This window comes from Rhizobium sp. 18055 (assembly GCF_902706285.1).
In the GTDB taxonomy this organism is placed as follows: Bacteria; Pseudomonadota; Alphaproteobacteria; order Rhizobiales; family Rhizobiaceae; genus Rhizobium.
Genome location: NZ_CACSKD010000464.1, coordinates 1 through 394 on the forward strand (window position 1 = coordinate 1; position 394 = coordinate 394).

Genomic DNA, 394 nt, shown 5'->3' on the forward strand with positions numbered 1-394 from the left:
GTCCGTAGCGTGGGTGGTGGTCGGTGCGGGCTCCATGATGGCGCAAAAGGCGTGACCCGCGGCGCCGCGCAGGTACGTCCATCCACTGCCTAAAAAATCAGCATTGCAACAAATCTGTAATGAATCCAAGGGTTTACCCGCGCCCTACAGCGCAAGCCACGGCTTATCCACAGAGTTGTCCAGTGCGTGCGGGGATAACGCGCCGCCCTGCCGGGCCGGAAGGCGGATGACATAATCGACGGAGTCTCCTTCCGTACCTTCTCCATGCCATTCGTCATCAGCATCGCGCAATTCAACTTCATCGTCGGCGATGTCGAAGGCAATGCCCGCAGGATCGTCGATGCCGCGCGCGATGCCCATGCCCAGGGCGCGGACCTGCTGCTGACACCTGAAC

General features: G+C 60.9%; 1 protein-coding gene. It reads right to left on the reverse strand.

The annotated features are described in order from the left end of the window. Window positions 1–144 precede the first annotated feature (144 nt). Window positions 145–394, reverse strand: a 250-nt coding sequence (locus GVL52_RS32660; RefSeq protein ID WP_210254139.1) for a hypothetical protein, incomplete at its 5' end; no start/stop codon positions are given.